The organism is Microbacterium sp. ARD31 (genome assembly GCF_031844425.1).
Genome location: NZ_JAUZVE010000001.1, coordinates 995,206 through 1,010,027 on the forward strand (window position 1 = coordinate 995,206; position 14,822 = coordinate 1,010,027).

16 protein-coding genes are annotated in these 14,822 nt (G+C 70.2%); 8 read left to right on the forward strand and 8 right to left on the reverse strand.

What is annotated here, in order from left to right; genetic code table 11:
* Positions 1-74 precede the first annotated feature (74 nt).
* Complete coding sequence (locus Q9S36_RS05035) at positions 75-779, reverse strand: metal-dependent transcriptional regulator (RefSeq protein ID WP_311284185.1); 705 nt, start codon at positions 777-779, stop codon at positions 75-77.
* 108 nt (positions 780-887) lie between these two features.
* Between Q9S36_RS05035 and serC the strand changes: the two genes are divergently transcribed.
* Complete coding sequence (gene serC / locus Q9S36_RS05040; RefSeq protein WP_311284186.1) at positions 888-2,006, forward strand: phosphoserine transaminase; 1,119 nt, start codon at positions 888-890, stop codon at positions 2,004-2,006.
* Positions 2,007-2,078: 72 nt separating this feature from the next.
* Here serC and Q9S36_RS05045 read toward each other — a convergent pair whose 3' ends face one another.
* Both Q9S36_RS05045 and Q9S36_RS05050 read right to left on the reverse strand, forming a co-directional pair.
* Positions 2,079-2,834 (reverse strand): DUF3027 domain-containing protein, encoded by a 756-nt coding sequence (locus Q9S36_RS05045; RefSeq protein WP_311284187.1) that lies wholly within the window; start codon positions 2,832-2,834, stop codon positions 2,079-2,081.
* On the reverse strand, positions 2,818-3,201 hold the full coding sequence (locus Q9S36_RS05050; protein ID WP_311284188.1) for a cold-shock protein: 384 nt from the start codon (positions 3,199-3,201) through the stop codon (positions 2,818-2,820). The genes Q9S36_RS05045 and Q9S36_RS05050 overlap by 17 nt, the downstream gene beginning before the upstream one ends.
* A 106-nt stretch (positions 3,202-3,307) precedes the next feature.
* On the opposite strand from Q9S36_RS05050, the gene Q9S36_RS05055 reads away from it, so the two are divergent.
* The 3 genes from Q9S36_RS05055 to Q9S36_RS05065 all read left to right on the forward strand — a co-directional run bounded on the left by Q9S36_RS05055 (position 3,308) and on the right by Q9S36_RS05065 (position 7,000).
* The gene (locus Q9S36_RS05055; protein WP_311284189.1) at positions 3,308-3,586 is read left to right on the forward strand and encodes a multidrug ABC transporter ATPase; all 279 of its coding nucleotides are present in this window, start codon (positions 3,308-3,310) and stop codon (positions 3,584-3,586) included.
* Between the two features lies 1 nt (position 3,587).
* Positions 3,588-5,294 (forward strand): helicase-associated domain-containing protein, encoded by a 1,707-nt coding sequence (locus tag Q9S36_RS05060; protein ID WP_311284190.1) that lies wholly within the window; start codon positions 3,588-3,590, stop codon positions 5,292-5,294.
* Positions 5,295-5,356: 62 nt separating this feature from the next.
* A complete protein-coding gene (locus tag Q9S36_RS05065; RefSeq protein ID WP_311284191.1) occupies positions 5,357-7,000 on the forward strand; it encodes a DNA repair helicase XPB in 1,644 nt (547 codons plus the stop codon).
* Positions 7,001-7,019: 19 nt separating this feature from the next.
* On the opposite strand, the gene Q9S36_RS05070 is transcribed toward Q9S36_RS05065, so the two are convergent.
* Positions 7,020-8,393, reverse strand: a complete 1,374-nt coding sequence (locus Q9S36_RS05070) for a type II CAAX prenyl endopeptidase Rce1 family protein (RefSeq protein ID WP_311284193.1) — start codon at positions 8,391-8,393, stop codon at positions 7,020-7,022.
* 99 nt (positions 8,394-8,492) lie between these two features.
* Here Q9S36_RS05070 and Q9S36_RS05075 point away from each other — a divergent pair, with 99 nt between their 5' ends.
* From Q9S36_RS05075 to Q9S36_RS05085, 3 genes are all read left to right on the forward strand, one after another.
* Positions 8,493-9,185, forward strand: coding sequence for a response regulator transcription factor (locus Q9S36_RS05075; protein WP_036311868.1), 693 nt, complete (start codon positions 8,493-8,495; stop codon positions 9,183-9,185).
* A 114-nt stretch (positions 9,186-9,299) separates the two neighbouring features.
* Positions 9,300-10,919: a HAMP domain-containing sensor histidine kinase gene (locus Q9S36_RS05080; protein ID WP_311284194.1), complete on the forward strand. Its 1,620-nt coding sequence runs from the start codon at positions 9,300-9,302 to the stop codon at positions 10,917-10,919.
* A gap of 112 nt (positions 10,920-11,031) precedes the next feature.
* Complete coding sequence (locus Q9S36_RS05085; RefSeq protein ID WP_253035785.1) at positions 11,032-11,319, forward strand: WXG100 family type VII secretion target; 288 nt, start codon at positions 11,032-11,034, stop codon at positions 11,317-11,319.
* 70 nt (positions 11,320-11,389) lie between these two features.
* Here Q9S36_RS05085 and Q9S36_RS05090 read toward each other — a convergent pair whose 3' ends face one another.
* Together Q9S36_RS05090 and groL are read right to left on the reverse strand one after the other, a co-directional pair.
* On the reverse strand, positions 11,390-11,584 hold the full coding sequence (locus Q9S36_RS05090) for a hypothetical protein (protein ID WP_064001529.1): 195 nt from the start codon (positions 11,582-11,584) through the stop codon (positions 11,390-11,392).
* A 217-nt stretch (positions 11,585-11,801) separates the two neighbouring features.
* A complete protein-coding gene (groL, locus tag Q9S36_RS05095) occupies positions 11,802-13,421 on the reverse strand; it encodes a chaperonin GroEL (RefSeq protein WP_311284195.1) in 1,620 nt (539 codons plus the stop codon).
* Between the two features lie 237 nt (positions 13,422-13,658).
* Between groL and Q9S36_RS05100 the strand changes: the two genes are divergently transcribed.
* Positions 13,659-13,829: a hypothetical protein gene (locus Q9S36_RS05100; protein WP_311284196.1), complete on the forward strand. Its 171-nt coding sequence runs from the start codon at positions 13,659-13,661 to the stop codon at positions 13,827-13,829.
* A gap of 10 nt (positions 13,830-13,839) precedes the next feature.
* Here the strand turns inward: Q9S36_RS05100 and Q9S36_RS05105 are convergent, their stop codons facing one another.
* Positions 13,840-14,043, reverse strand: coding sequence for a cold-shock protein (locus tag Q9S36_RS05105; RefSeq protein WP_064001526.1), 204 nt, complete (start codon positions 14,041-14,043; stop codon positions 13,840-13,842).
* 142 nt (positions 14,044-14,185) lie between these two features.
* Positions 14,186-14,818 (reverse strand): LytR C-terminal domain-containing protein, encoded by a 633-nt coding sequence (locus tag Q9S36_RS05110; protein WP_311284197.1) that lies wholly within the window; start codon positions 14,816-14,818, stop codon positions 14,186-14,188.
* Between the last annotated feature and the right edge of the window lie 4 nt (positions 14,819-14,822).

Sequence of the window (14,822 nt, forward strand, 5' to 3'; positions counted from 1 at the left end):
GACTCTCCGAGGCTACCCGAAGGTAACGAATATGTCACGCTCCCGCCCCCGAACCGAGGGCCGGTGACGACGGCTCAGATCTCGCGGACGTCCACGAGGAAGATGTGGGAGGCGACCTCGACGGGCAGCTCGAGGGCCTCGTCGACACCGTCCATCTCGACGAGGACGTACCCCTCGTTGAAGCGGAAGGTGCCCGTGCGTCCGGGGACGACACCCGCGTCACGCAGCTGCGCGAGCAGTTCGGGATCGACCTGGATCGGCTCCGCCAAACGCCGCACGCTGCCGGTGATCGGGCCACCGGCATCCGTCAGTCGGCGGACCAGACCCACGACACCGCTGTCGAATGCGTTCGCCGGGACGTCGCCCAGCTGGTCGAGTCCCGGGATCGGGTTGCCGTACGGGGACTCGGTCGGGTGATCGAGCAGCTCGATGAGGCGACGCTCGACGAGCTCGCTCATGACGTGCTCCCAGCGGCACGCCTCTTCGTGGACGTAGGCCCAGTCGAGACCGATGACGTCCGAGAGCAGCCGCTCGGCGAGGCGGTGCTTGCGCATGACGTCGACGGCCTTCTGGCGCCCCGGGTCGGTGAGCTCGAGCTTGCGATCCTCCGACACGACGACGAGACCGTCGCGTTCCATGCGCCCGATCGTCTGCGACACCGTGGGACCCGAGTGCCCGAGGCGCTCCGAGATGCGTGCGCGGAGCGGCGTGATGCCCTCCTCCTCGAGTTCGAGGATGGTGCGCAGATACATCTCGGTGGTGTCGATGAGGTCGGTCATCAGTGGCCTTTTCGCGCGGGAGACAGTGCGTTCCCAGCCTATCCGGCATCCGCTCACGGGGCGTCACGCGGCCGGGGCGCCGGGGGCTCTCGCCCTAGACTTCTCGGCATGGCGACTGTGACCCTGCCCCCCGAGTTCCTGCCCGTCGACGGACGCTTCGGCTGCGGCCCGTCCAAGGTCCGTGCCGAGCAGCTCGAAGCGCTCGTCACGCAGGGAGCGTCGCTGTTCGGGACGTCGCACCGCCAGGCCCCTGTGAAGGACCTCGTCGGTCGCACGCGCTCCGGTCTCGCCGAGCTCCTCCGCCTGCCCGACGGCTACGAAATCATCCTCGGCAACGGCGGCTCGACGGCGTTCTGGGATGCCGCCGCCTTCGGCCTCATCGAGAAGCGCGCCCAGAACCTCGTCTTCGGCGAGTTCGGCGGCAAGTTCGCCGCGGCCGCCGCCGCCCCGTGGCTCGAGGCCCCCGACGTCCGCAAGGCGGCGCCCGGCACGAGCGTCGCCCCCGAGGCGGTCGAGGGCGTGGATGTCTACGCCTTGCCGCACAACGAGACGTCGACCGGTGTCGCGACCGCGATCACCCGCGTGCTCGGCGACGCCGGCGCCCTGACGGTCGTCGACGCGACGAGCGCCGCCGGCGGCATCGACTTCGACGTCACCGAGACCGACGTCTACTACTTCGCGCCGCAGAAGAACCTCGGCTCCGACGGCGGCCTCTGGTACGCCGCGGTGTCGCCGGCCGCCATCGAGCGGATCGAGCGGGTCGCGGCATCCGGTCGGTACATCCCGGAGTTCCTGAGCCTCAAGAACGCGCTCGACAACTCGCGCCTGCAGCAGACGCTCAACACCCCCGCCATCGCGACGCTGCAGCTGCTCGATACGCAGCTGCAGTGGATCAACCGCAACGGCGGGCTCGCCTGGGCGGGTGCCCGCACCGCGGAGTCGTCGGGTGCGCTGTACGAGTGGGCGGATGCCGCCTCGTTCGCGACCCCGTTCGTCCAGAGCCCCGCCGACCGCTCCCCCGTCGTCGTCACGATCGACTTCGACGAGGCGGTGGATGCCGCCGCGATCGCGAAGAGCCTGCGCGCCAACGGCATCGTCGACACCGAGCCGTACCGCAAGCTCGGCCGCAACCAGTTGCGCGTCGCGACCTTTGTCTCGATCGAGCCGTCCGATGTGCGGACGCTCATCCAGGCGATCGACTACACGGTCGAGCACCTCGCCGACTGACCCGGCTGTACGACGGCGGCCCCGAGGAGCGATTCCCCGGGGCCGCCGTCGTGTGACAGTGGATGCCGCGCGTCAGTACTCGCGCAGCGACTCCCCCGACTCGTCGTCCTCGTCGTCCTCGTCGTCGTCGTCCGACTCATCGTCGTCGTCGGCCGTCTGCTCGGCATCGGCGGCGGTGTCGTCGAGCTCGTCGATGTCGACGCCGTCGACGTCCCCGGCGTGCAGGATCGGCGACCCGTCGCTGTCGAAATCGGCCGCATCGAGGTCTTCGGCGTCCTCCGCGTCGTCCTCGTCCTCATCGGAGGCGTCGTCGTCCTCGTCGTCCTCGGACTCGTCGTCCCCGCCCGCCGCGGCCTGGGCCGCCTGGTACTCGGCCAGACGTTCGGCCCACGGCAGCCACTCGGGAGCGAGCAGCGCGCCGTCACCGGGAAGCAGCTCGACCTCGAGCACGGTCGGCTCGGCGCCCTCGACGACCGCCACACTGACGGTCCAGAACCACCCGGGATAGCCGTCCATGCGGTTGGCGAACCGCAGCGAGACGACCCCGCCGTCCTCGACGATGTAACCGGCGGCCTCGCCGATCGTCGACTCCGGAGTCACCTCGCGCAGCGCTGCGCGCGCGAGGTCGTGCGCGTGGAACAGCCGTTCGTCGACGACGATCGGCTCGTCCGGAGCGGACTCCGGCTCCTCGACCGCCGCAGGCTCCGCCGCTTCGGGCTGCTCGGCCTCGGCGGGCTGCTCCGCCTCGGCAGGCTGCTCCGCCTCGGCGGCCTGCTCGACCTCGGCGGGCTGCTCGGTCTCGGCGGGCTGCTCAGGCATCGAGGTCATCGGCAACCTTGCGCAGGATCGCCGCGACCTTCTTGCCGTGCGACGTGCTCGGGTAGCGGCCATGACGCAGGTCGCCGCCGATGCCGTCGAGGAGCTTCACGAGGTCCTCGACGATCACGGCCATGTCGTCGGCCTTCGGACGGTTGCGCTTGCTGAGGCTCACGGGCGCGTCGAGCACACGGACCGCGAGCGCCTGCAGGCCGCGGCGGCCGTCGACGACGCCGAACTCCAGGCGCGTACCGGGCTTCATCGTGGTGGTCCCGGCGGGGAGCGCCGTCGCGTGCAGGAAGACGTCCTGACCATCGTCGTCGGTGATGAAGCCGAATCCCTTCGCCTCGTCGTAGAACCTGACCTTGCCGGTGGGCATGTGTCGAAACCTCGCTGCTCGAGCCCGCGTGCGGGCATGGAAAAGTGGGACCGTCTCAGCCCCACGACCAGACTACGGCACCCCGGCGAGCCGCTACTCTGATCGGATGAGCACTCCGCCCTCGGCCGGCGATCTTCCCGTCCGTCGCATCGACCGCATCCTGGCGTTCATGTCCCTTGGGCTGCTGGTGCTCTCGGTCGTCTGCTTCTTGTCGATCATCATCGCGTCCGGCCCGGGCGGCCTCGAGCAGGCCGACTTCGCGACCGGGTTCTGGCCCGTCGTGACGCTGATCGTCTACGTCGCGCCGCCGATCGCCTTCGCGCTGCTGCTGACCCTGCTGATCATGACCTTCGTGCGACGGGGACGGGCCAACAAGGGTCGTTGACGTGACCGCATCCGACGCTCGTGCTCTCGCGACCCGCCTCGCGACACTCGATCCGGACGCCCTCGCCGCCCTCTTCGACGCCCGCCACGTCTCCCCCCGCACCTCCTGGACCGACTTCTTCGACGCCGCTGACGCCCTGCTCGATCCAGCGCAGCTGACCCGCGCACTGGCGGAGGTCTCCGACGTCGACGCCGCCGCCGTGCGCGCGGCCGCGCGAAACGGCGTGGCCGTCTCCCCCGCCGTCCGGGACGGCCTGGTGGGCCGCGCGCTCGTCGACGACGCCGGACGCCCCTATGAGGCGGTCGCAGCGGCGCTCGCCTCGGCGACGCCCGTCACCGCGCCGACGGTCTTCGACGGCGGAGCGGAATCGGATGCCGCGAGTGCCGAGCGCGCCTTCGACGCCGTGGCCTCGCTCGCCGACATCCTGCACGCCGCCTCGCGCAGCCCGCTCGGACGCATCGGTTCGGGGGCGCTCAGCGCCGGCGACCGCCGCCGCCTCGTCGAGATCGGAGCCGCGCACACGTCGGAGGACGCCGACACCCTCGTCGCGATCGCGGCGCACGCGGGACTGCTGTCGGGCTCGGAGCGGACTTGGACGGTCTCCGACGCGGGGACGCGGTGGCTCGGAACGCGCACCCTCGAGCGCTGGCTCGACGTCGCCCACCGCCTGCGCGACCGACTCCCCCGCGCGCTCCGCACGCCCGACGGCGGATGGCGCCCCGCCGCCGAGTGGCCCGGTGCCCATCCGTTCGACCCAGCGTGGCCCGATCGCGTCGGCCACCTCGCCGCCATGCTCACGCAGTGGGCCATGACCGCCCCCGACGGCACGCCGCCCACCTGGGCCGCGGGACTCGCTGCCGGTGCGGATGCCGACGCCGGCACCCTGCGCTCCCTCCTCCCCCACGAGGTCGACAAGGTCTACCTCCAGAACGACCTGACGGCGATCGCCCCCGGTCCGCTCGAGCCCCGACTCGACCAGCGCCTGCGGACGACGGCGCGGCGCGAATCGCGTGCGCAGGCCGCGACGTACCGGTTCACGGCCGAGACGATCGGCGCCGCCTTCGCCGCCGGCGAGACCGCGGCATCCCTCACCGCCTTCCTCACCGACCTGTCGCTCACGGGCGTGCCGCAGCCGCTGGCCTACGAGATCGAGCGCGCCGCCGCGCGTCACGGTCGGCTGCGCGTCGGACCGGACCAGCAGGGGTACACGCGGGTCTCGGGCGATCCCGACCTCCTGGAGGCGATAGGCGTCGACCAGGCGCTGCGTCCGCTCGGACTCGTGCTCGACGGCGACGACCTCGTCACGCGCACGAGCCCCGAGACGACCTACTGGATGCTCGCGGACGCCCGCTATCCCGTGCTCGCCGTGGACGCCGACGGCTCGCCGCGCGCGCTCGGTCGGCACGAGGCGGTCGAGGACGCCGGACCCGAACCCCCGGCATCCGAGCGGTACCGCACCCTCATCGAGACGCTCCGGGCGAGTCTGTCGGACGACGCGGATGCCGCCTGGCTGGAACGCGAGCTCGACCAGGCCGTCCGCACCCGCGCGACGATCGAGATCACGGTGCGCATGCCGGACGGCTCCTCGCGCGACGTGACGCTCGAGGCGGCGGGTCTCGGCGGCGGACGCCTGCGCGGCCGCGACCGCGCCGCCGACGTCGAACGCACCCTCCCGCTGTCGAGCATCGTGAGCGTGCGCCCGGCCTGACCGGTCCCGCACCGTGGCCGGTCGGGCCGGGGCGACCGGCAGGGCCGGTAGACTCGTCCGTTATGGCTGACGGCCCCCTCATCGTCCAGAGCGACCGCACCGTGCTGCTCGAAGTGGCGCATCCCGACGCGGAGAACGCGCGGCACGAACTCGCGATCTTCGCCGAGCTCGAACGCGCCCCCGAGCACATCCACACCTACCGCGTGACGCGGCTGGGCCTGTGGAACGCCCGCGCCGCAGGCCACGACGCCGAGGACATGCTGGCGACCCTCGAGCGGTGGGCGAAGTTCCCCGTGCCGCCGTCGGTCTCCATCGACATCCGCGAGACGGTCGGCCGCTACGGGCGCCTGATCATCGAGCGCGACGACGAGGGCACCCTCATCCTGCGCTCGACCGACAAGGCCGTGCTCGCCGAGATCGCGCGGAACCGCCGCATCCAGCCGCTCCTCATCGCGCACCCGACGCCCGACACCTATGTCATCGACGCGTGGGCGCGCGGCCAGATCAAGCAGGAACTGCTGAAGATCGGCTGGCCGGCCGAGGACCACGCCGGCTTCACCCCGGGCACCCCGCACGAGATTGAGCTGCACGAGGACGGCTGGACCCTGCGCCCCTACCAGCGCAAAGCCGTCGACATCTTCAGCGAGGGCGGCTCGGGAGTCGTCGTGCTCCCCTGCGGCGCGGGCAAGACGCTCGTGGGCGCCGCGGCGATGGCCGACACGAAGACGACGACCCTCATCCTCGTGACGAACACCGTCAGCGCCCGGCAGTGGCGCGACGAGCTGCTCAAGCGCACCTCACTCACACCCGAGGAGATCGGCGAGTACTCCGGCCAGTCCAAGGAGGTCAAGCCCGTCACGATCGCGACGTACCAGATCCTGACGGCGAAGCGGAAGGGCGAGTACGCCCACCTCGCGCTCCTCGACGCGCTCGACTGGGGTCTCATCGTGTACGACGAGGTGCACCTGCTGCCCGCCCCCGTGTTCAAGCTGACCGCCGACCTGCAGGCACGGCGGCGACTCGGCCTCACCGCGACACTGGTGCGCGAGGACGGCCGCGAGGGCGACGTATTCAGCCTCATCGGGCCCAAGCGGTTCGACGCCCCGTGGAAGGAGATCGAGGCGCAGGGCTTCATCTCGCCCGCGGTCTGCTACGAGGTGCGCATCGACCTGCCGGCATCCGATCGCCTCGAGTACGCGGCCTCCGCCGACGACGAGCGGTACCGCCTCGCGGCGACCGCGCACGCCAAGATCGACGTCGTCCGCGACCTCGTCGCCAAGCACCAGGGCGAGCAGATCCTCGTCATCGGGCAGTACCTCGACCAGATCGACGTGCTGTCCGAGGAACTCGGCGCACCCAAGATCACCGGCTCGACGCCCGTCGACGAGCGCGAAGAGCTGTTCGACGCGTTCCGGCACGCCCGCATCCCGGTGCTCGTCGTCTCGAAGGTCGCGAACTTCTCGATCGACCTGCCGGACGCCTCCGTCGCGATCCAGGTGTCGGGTTCGTTCGGGTCGCGTCAGGAGGAGGCGCAGCGCCTCGGGCGCCTCCTGCGTCCGAAGTCGAACGGGCACAAGGCGAGCTTCTACACGCTCATCGCCCGCGACACCGTCGACCAGGACTTCGCGCAGAACCGCCAGCGGTTCCTCGCCGAGCAGGGCTACAGCTACACGATCCTCGACGCCGACGACCTCCGCGCCGCCTGAGCGACGCGGAGGTTCGGCGTCAGTCCGACGATGAGGACGATCCGGATGCCCCGCCGTCGCCCGACGGGCCGCTGGTGTCCGACGACGAGCCCCGGTCCGAGGCGGTCGGCGTAAGGTCCGAGCTCGGGGAGGAGTCGGGTGCCGGCGCATACTCGCCCCATCGCGGGGCCTGGTGAGGCTCGAGCGGCGGCCCGGAGTACGGCTCGGCCGGCGGCGTCGGCTGCGGCTCGGGGATAAGAGGCGGCTGACCGTACACGGGAGGCTGCCCGTACACCGGCGGCTGGCCGTACACAGGCGGCTGCCCGTACACCGGCGGCTGCCCGTACACCGGCGGCTGGCCGTACACAGGCGGCTGACCATACACCGGCGGCTGGCCGTACACCGGCGGCTGGCCGTACACCGGCTGCCCGTAGACGGGTGAGGCGTACACGGGCTCGGGTGCGGGTGTCAGACGCAGCGTGCGGCGACCGTCGCCGCGGCGCCACAGCCACTCCACGACCCCGACGTAGATGCCGATCATCACGAGTGACGACACCAGGCCGAGCACGGTCGTGTCGTTCGCGTTCGCGTCGCTGAGGCCGAAGACCGAGAACCCGAACGCGACGATGTTGTTGATCACGTGCAGCGCGATGGCCGCCTCGAGTCCCCCGGTCCGCCAGGTCAGCCAGCCCGCCGCGATGGCGAACGCGGCCACGCTCGTCTGCCCCAGCACGTCGTACACGTGCCCGAGGACGAACAGCGGCACGGGCAGGAGGATCGCCCAGGCAGGATGCCGCAGCCAGCGCCCGACCGTCTGCATGAGGTAGCCGCGGAAGACGTATTCCTCGGCGGTCGCCTGGAACGGGACGAACAGCAGCACGACCAGGAGCGACGCGACGAACGACGGGTTGTCCTGCGGCGCGACCAGGTCACCGCTCGAGCCCTCCTCGACGGGGATCAGGAAGGTCAGCGCCGACACCACGATGTAGACCACGACGGCGGCACCGGTGCACACCAGCATCCATCGCCACCGCAGTCGACCCGCGACCGACGAGATGTGGCCGATCCGCTTGCCCGCGACGATCCACGAGGCGAAGAGGTACGACGGCCAGAGGATGGCGAGCGAGAGGAGGATGACCGCGAGCCCCACCGGATCGGTGACGTCCATGACCGTGAGCCGTCGCAGCATCACCTCGGCACCGGCGCCGGGGTCCGCAGCGAACACGAGGATCCCGAAGACCAGCCCGATCAGGAGCGAGCCGACGAGGAAGAAGACGACACCGAGGATGCCGGTGACGATCGGCACCCACCAGCCGCGGCGCTGGCGCGCGAAGACGAGCCGGTGGAATGCGAGACCGGAACCGGTCGCGTCGGCGGGAAGGGGCTGGGGAGGTCGGGGCTGCGGAACAGTCACCGTTCCATCCTGTCCCACGCCGGGCGGGGATCGTACCCTGAGGCGACCCAGCGCCGGAATGTCCAGCAAACCGATGGATTCCGGTGCCAGTATGGGCTCATGACCGCTGCGCGAATCCTCGTCGTCGACGACGAGCCGAACATTCGGGACCTGCTGGTCACGAGTCTTCGGTTCGCCGGATACCAGGTCCGCGCCGTCGCGAACGGCGCCCAGACCATCTCGGCCGTCCTCGAGGAAGAACCCGACCTCATCATCCTCGACGTCATGCTGCCCGACATGAACGGGTTCAGCGTCACCAAGCGCCTCCGCGGCGCGGGCTACACCGCCCCCATCCTCTTCCTCACCGCGAAGGACGCGACCGAGGACAAGATCGAGGGCCTCAACTCCGGCGGCGACGACTACGTCACCAAGCCCTTCAGCCTCGACGAGATCGTCGCCCGCATCCAGGCGATCCTGCGCCGCACGATGCAGGCCGACGAGGACTCGATCATCAAGGCCGGCGAGATCACGATGGATCAGGACACGCACGACGTCCAGGTCGGCGACGTCTCGATCGACCTGTCCCCCACCGAGTTCAAGCTGCTGCGTTACCTGATGCTCAACCCGAACCGGGTGCTGAGCAAGGCGCAGATCCTCGACCACGTGTGGGAGTACGACTTCAACGGCGACGCCGGCATCGTCGAGAGCTACATCTCCTACCTGCGCCGCAAGATCGACCCGCACTCCTCCGAGCCGCTCATCCAGACCAAGCGCGGCTTCGGATACATGCTGAAGGCCGACCGCACCGCCTGAACGGAGGCGCCCCTGGGCCCGACCGAGAAGCAGGACCGCGTCACCCGGTGGTGGCGCGGTCTCAGCCTGCGCGCGAAGGTCACCGGCGTCACCGTCAGCGTCCTCGCTTTCGGGATGATCGGCGCCGGCGTCGGCACCATGATCTTCCTGCGCAACGCGCAGTTGAACGCGGTCGACCAGTCGCTCACCCAGACGGTCACGACCGACATCGCGAGCAACCTCATGAACGTCGACCTCGACGACGGCGAGGCGACCTTCACCCCGATCGCGGCTGCGCCGACCGACTTCTCCGTCGCCGTCTACAGCGGCAAGGGCGACGGGCGGCTCCTCGCCGTCGCGGGCGGCGACTCCTCGCTCTCCCCGCCGCAGTTCCCCTCGACGTTCTCCCTCGATCAGACCGTCCTGAACGGAACGGCGCCTTTCGACCTCGCCTCGGCTGACGGCACCGTCCGCTACCGCGCCAGCGTCGACACCCTGCCGATCCCCGGCTCCCGGGACTACTACACGCAGCTGGTGGCGCTGCCCCTGAACGACGTCAACCGCACCGTCGCCAACTACATCGGCATCTACACGGCGCTCGCCCTGTTCACGATCCTCTGCAGTGCGGTCCTCACCCGCGGTCTCGTCACCCTCGCCTTCCGTGGTCTCGGGCAGGTCGAATCGACCGCCATGACGATCGCGAAGGGCGACTTCAGTCAGCGCATGAGCGACATCGCTCCGGGCACCGAGGTCGGGCGCCTGAAGACCGCGATCAACGTCATGCTCGACCGCATCGACGAGGCTCTCGGCGAGCGGGACTCCACGGTCGAGCGGATGCGGCGCTTCATCGGCGATGCGAGCCACGAACTGCGGACCCCGCTCGTGACCGTCCGCGGGTACGCCGAGCTCTATCGGATGGGCGCCATCCAGGACCCGGAGCAGACGGCGCAGGCCATGGAACGCATCGAGAAGGAGGCGATCCGGATGGGGGCCCTTGTCGAGGACCTCCTCGCCCTCGCGCGTCTCGACGAGCAGCGCGACATCGCGGTGGTCCCGGTCGACCTCCGGCCCATCGCCCGCGACGCCGCGCTCGACGCCCGCGCGGCGGCGCCCGATCGCGAGGTCACCTTCACCGGGCAGGCGCCGAGCTCGGCGATCCCCCTCGCCATGCTCACCGAGCCCGACCCGGCATCGCCCAAGCGCCGCGGCGGACCGATCGCCGGCGCCGGACGACTGCTGCGCCGACGGGGCCGAGCGGATACCCCGCCCCCCGCACTGGAGACCTCGCCGATCGTCGTGCCCGTCGTCCCCGCCACCCCGGCGCCGATCGTGCTCGGCGACGAGAACCGCATCCGGCAGGTCGTGGCGAACCTCCTCGGCAACGCGCGCCGCTACACCCCCGAAGGCTCGCCGATCGAGCTCTCCGTCGGCGCGGACCTCGAGACCGCGCGCGGCTGGATCGCGGTCGCCGATCACGGTGAGGGCATCCCGGAGCAGATCCGCGCCAAGATCTTCCAGCGCTTCTGGCGCGCGGACTCCTCGCGCACCCGCGAGACCGGCGGGTCGGGGCTCGGACTGTCGATCGTCGCGTCGATCGTGGCGACCCTGCAGGGCACGATAGAGGTGACCGACACCCCCGGCGGCGGCGCGACGTTCACGGTGTGGCTGCCGCTCGCGGTCGACCGGGCGACGGCCGGCGCCGCACTCGATCTCGCGACCCAGCCGCTGCCGCGCGCCCCGCGAGAGGATGTCTGACGCCTCCTCCCCAGGCACGCGCCTTCCGCTGGCGTCCCCAGGGCCGCGGCCTGCTCGCGGATCGCTCCTGCCCGGCTCCTAGCGTGGCGGCATCCGATCGAAAGGAACCGCGATGTCCACCTTCACCGTCGACAGTGACGCCGTCCTCGCCGCCACCAGCACGATCCGTGCCACGGGCGACCGTGTCCAGTCCGAGACCACCGCGATGCTCGGGCACCTGACCCAGCTGCAGGGGTCGTGGACAGGCAGCGCGTCGGTCGCCTTCCAGTCCGTCGTCGAGCGCTGGCGCGCAGCGCAACGCGAACTGGATGCCGCGCTCGCCGACATCAGCACGGCGCTCGGCGCGGTCGGTCAGCAGTACGCGCAGACCGAGATGGCCGCGGCCAGCATGTTCCGCTGACCGTCGGCGGACGACGAAGGGCCCCTCCCGGAGGAGGGGCCCTTCGTGCCGACGAGACGTCTCCCGCCCGTCAGGACGCGTCCTCGTCTTCCTCCGCGTTGAAGTGGGACGCGGTGTCGCTGTGCCCGGCGGCGACGCCGTCCGGATCGGCGGGGATGGTGCCGTCCTTGCCGAGACCTCCGGGCTTCTCGGTCCCGTCGCTGTCCGAACCGTTCCGCGGGGGCGCGTCGTCGGCGTGGGCGGCGGAGTCATCGTGGTCTGTCATGGGAACCTCCTCGAATCGACGTGACGGCCCGTGCGACGCTGCGCGATGACGACCACCACTGCTGCGTGCTCGGCGCCTGGACCCAGACTCGTCCGCTTCGACCGAGAAGGATGCTCCCTTGACTTCTGCACGAGACTCTGCGGAAGCCTGGGCCGTAGCCGGACAACGAAGGGCCCCTCCCGGAGGAGGGGCCCTTCGTGAGCCGTTCAGCGGTGGATCAGAAGTCCATGCCACCGGTCGGGTCGCCTGCCGGCGCCGCGACCTTCTCGGGCTTGTCGGCGACGACGGCCTCCGTGGTCAGGAACAGACCTGCGATCGACGCGGCGTTCTGCAGCGCGGAGCGCGTGACCTTGGCCGGGTCGATGATGCCCGCGGCGAACATGTCGACGTACTCGCCCGTGGCGGCGTTGAGGCCCTGACCCGCGGGGAGCTCGGCGACCTTGTTCGACACGACACCGGGCTCGAGGCCGGCGTTCAGCGCGATCTGCTTCAGGGGAGCCTGGATGGCCACCTTGACGATGTTCGCGCCGGTCGCCTCGTCGCCCTCGAGCTCGAGGCTCGCGAACGCCTTCTCGCCGGCCTGGATCAGCGCGACGCCACCACCGGGGACGATGCCCTCCTCGACGGCCGCCTTCGCGTTGCGGACGGCGTCCTCGATGCGGTGCTTGCGCTCCTTGAGCTCGACCTCGGTGGCCGCACCCGCCTTGATGACGGCGACGCCGCCGGCGAGCTTGGCGAGGCGCTCCTGCAGCTTCTCGCGGTCGTAGTCGCTGTCGGTGTTCTCGATCTCGCGACGGATCTGGGTCACGCGACCCTCGATCTGCGACGCGTCACCGGCACCCTCGACGATCGTGGTCTCGTCCTTGGTGATGATGACCTTGCGCGCACGGCCGAGCAGGTCGAGGGTGGCGTTCTCGAGCTTGAGACCGACCTCCTCGGTGATGACCTGGCCACCCGTGAGGATCGCGATGTCCTGCAGCTGGGCCTTGCGACGGTCGCCGAAGCCGGGGGCCTTGACGGCAGCCGACTTGAAGATGCCGCGGATCTTGTTGAGCACGAGGGTGGCGAGAGCCTCACCCTCGACGTCCTCGGCGATGATCAGGAGCTCCTTGCCGTCCTGGATCACCTTGTCGACGACGGGCAGAAGGTCCTTGATGTTCGAGATCTTCTGGTTCGCGATCAGGATGTAGGGGTCCTCGAAGACCGCTTCCTGACGCTCGGCGTCGGTGACGAAGTAGGGGTTGATGTAGCCCTTGTCGAAGCGCATACCCTCGGTGAGCTCGAGCTCGGTGCCGAAGGTGTTGGACTCCTCGACGGTGACGACACCTTCCTTGCCCACCTTGTCGATGGCCTCGGCGATCAGGGCACCGATCTCGGGGTCGGCAGCCGAGATGGATGCCGTCGCCGCGATCTGGTCCTTCGTCTCGATCTCCTTCGCGCCGGCGAGCAGCTCGTCGGAGAGAGCCTTGACGGCCTTCTCGATGCCCTTCTTGAGGGAGATCGGGTCGGCACCGGCTGCGACGTTGCGCAGACCCTCGCGCACGAGCGCCTGAGCGAGGACCGTGGCGGTCGTCGTACCGTCACCGGCGACGTCGTCGGTCTTCTTCGCGACCTCCTTGACGAGCTCCGCGCCGATCTTCTCGTACGGGTCGTCGAGCTCGATCTCCTTGGCGATCGACACGCCGTCGTTCGTGATCGTGGGGGCGCCCCACTTCTTCTCGAGCACGACGTTGCGGCCACGGGGGCCGAGGGTCACCTTGACGGCGTCGGCCAGGGTGTTGAGGCCGCGCTCGAGGCCGCGGCGGGCCTCCTCGTCGAAAGCGATGATCTTTGCCATAAGTGTGTCGTCCCTCCCGGACGTGAGGTTCAGTACCGTGCCCCCAGGGACTGGGAGCGGGATAGTTCTGGCACTCAGGATGAGTGAGTGCTAAATCATTCTGGCACTCGACCCTAGGGAGTGCAAGCCGCGCGACACCGGCTCGCGCTACCGTGGCACACGCCGCGGCGAGCACCGCGGCGACGGCCGCCTCACCGCACGGAAGGAATGGATGATCACGGTCGCAGAGGTCCCCGGATGAGCCGCCCTGCCATCCGTGCAGTGTTGCGCGAGGCGACTCTCGCCGCATTCGATGACGCCGTCGCCACGCTCGACGGCAATGCGTCCGAGTCCATCGAGAACCGCTCCGCCACGGAACTCAACCCGCCCGAGCTGAGCGGGCCGTTCCTCGCCCGCTACGCGGGCTGACCGACCGGCGTCAGGCGACGACGCGGACGGATTCGGCCTGCGGGCCCTTCTGCCCGGTTCCGACGGTGAACTCGACGGCCTGACCCTCTTCGAGCACGCGGAACCCCGACATCTCGATGTTCGAGTAGTGGACGAAGACATCCTGTCCGTCGCCGAGCGTGATGAAGCCGAAGCCCTTCTCGGCGTTGAACCACTTGACGGTTCCCTGGGTCATGCGCATCTCCTGAAGCTGTAGGACACCCGAAATGCTAGCCACGGCCCCCTACCGGATCCGGCGGTTCCCGGCTTTGTTGACACTCCCGAACCCAAGTGTTTACGGCGGCGAAACACGCGACGGCCGCGCCGCCGCGGACGGCTCACTCCGAGCCGAAATCGAGCCCGACGATCACCACGAGCTGGGATCGAGGGTCACCGCCGGCGCTCGCCGTCTCGGGCGGCGCGACGACCTGATACGTGTCGTCGAGGGAGACCTCGGCGCCGCCGATCGCGTCGGCCAGACCGCGGGCCGCAGCCTCGTCGGCGGTCGTGCCGTAATAGACGGTCGTGGTCGGGAAGTCGTCGGAGCTGGCGTTGCTCTCCTGGACGTCCGCCTCCGCCCACCCGGCGGCGATCACGTCCTGGCGGACGGCATCACTCAGCGCGACGTCGGGGGTCGCGTTCAGCACGAGCACCTCGTACGACGTGTCCACCTGCGGAGCGACCACCTGCGACGACGAACCGGGCGCCGAACGGGAGTTGAAGTCCAGTCGACCGGTCGCGAACAGGGTGCTGAGCACCCCCGCCGCGACGATGGCGACGGTGGCCACCACGGACCACAGCACGATGACGCCGACGCGCAGCCGCGGGGTTTCGGCGCGGTGCGCCCCGATGCGAGCCGGACGGGCCGGGAGGTCGTCGAAGCGATCCTTCACTGCGGAGCGCGCCGCGGTCTCGGACGGGTCCGCGGCGGTGGGCTGCTCTGGCTCGGGCGGGGAGGTCGGAGACGGCACCCGA

Excerpts from the sequence above, each read along its gene's own strand:
- Q9S36_RS05035 (WP_311284185.1), bottom strand. The coding sequence starts at position 779 with ATGACCGACCTCATCGACACCACCGAGATGTATCTGCGCACCATCCTC.
- serC (WP_311284186.1), top strand. The coding sequence starts at position 888 with ATGGCGACTGTGACCCTGCCCCCCGAGTTCCTGCCCGTCGACGGACGC.
- Q9S36_RS05045 (WP_311284187.1), bottom strand. The coding sequence starts at position 2,834 with ATGACCTCGATGCCTGAGCAGCCCGCCGAGACCGAGCAGCCCGCCGAG.
- Q9S36_RS05050 (WP_311284188.1), bottom strand. The coding sequence starts at position 3,201 with ATGCCCACCGGCAAGGTCAGGTTCTACGACGAGGCGAAGGGATTCGGC.
- Q9S36_RS05055 (WP_311284189.1), top strand. The coding sequence starts at position 3,308 with ATGAGCACTCCGCCCTCGGCCGGCGATCTTCCCGTCCGTCGCATCGAC.
- Q9S36_RS05065 (WP_311284191.1), top strand. The coding sequence starts at position 5,357 with ATGGCTGACGGCCCCCTCATCGTCCAGAGCGACCGCACCGTGCTGCTC.
- Q9S36_RS05075 (WP_036311868.1), top strand. The coding sequence starts at position 8,493 with ATGACCGCTGCGCGAATCCTCGTCGTCGACGACGAGCCGAACATTCGG.
- Q9S36_RS05080 (WP_311284194.1), top strand. The coding sequence starts at position 9,300 with ATGATCGGCGCCGGCGTCGGCACCATGATCTTCCTGCGCAACGCGCAG.
- Q9S36_RS05085 (WP_253035785.1), top strand. The coding sequence starts at position 11,032 with ATGTCCACCTTCACCGTCGACAGTGACGCCGTCCTCGCCGCCACCAGC.
- Q9S36_RS05090 (WP_064001529.1), bottom strand. The coding sequence starts at position 11,584 with ATGACAGACCACGATGACTCCGCCGCCCACGCCGACGACGCGCCCCCG.
- groL (WP_311284195.1), bottom strand. The coding sequence starts at position 13,421 with ATGGCAAAGATCATCGCTTTCGACGAGGAGGCCCGCCGCGGCCTCGAG.
- Q9S36_RS05100 (WP_311284196.1), top strand. The coding sequence starts at position 13,659 with ATGAGCCGCCCTGCCATCCGTGCAGTGTTGCGCGAGGCGACTCTCGCC.
- Q9S36_RS05105 (WP_064001526.1), bottom strand. The coding sequence starts at position 14,043 with ATGACCCAGGGAACCGTCAAGTGGTTCAACGCCGAGAAGGGCTTCGGC.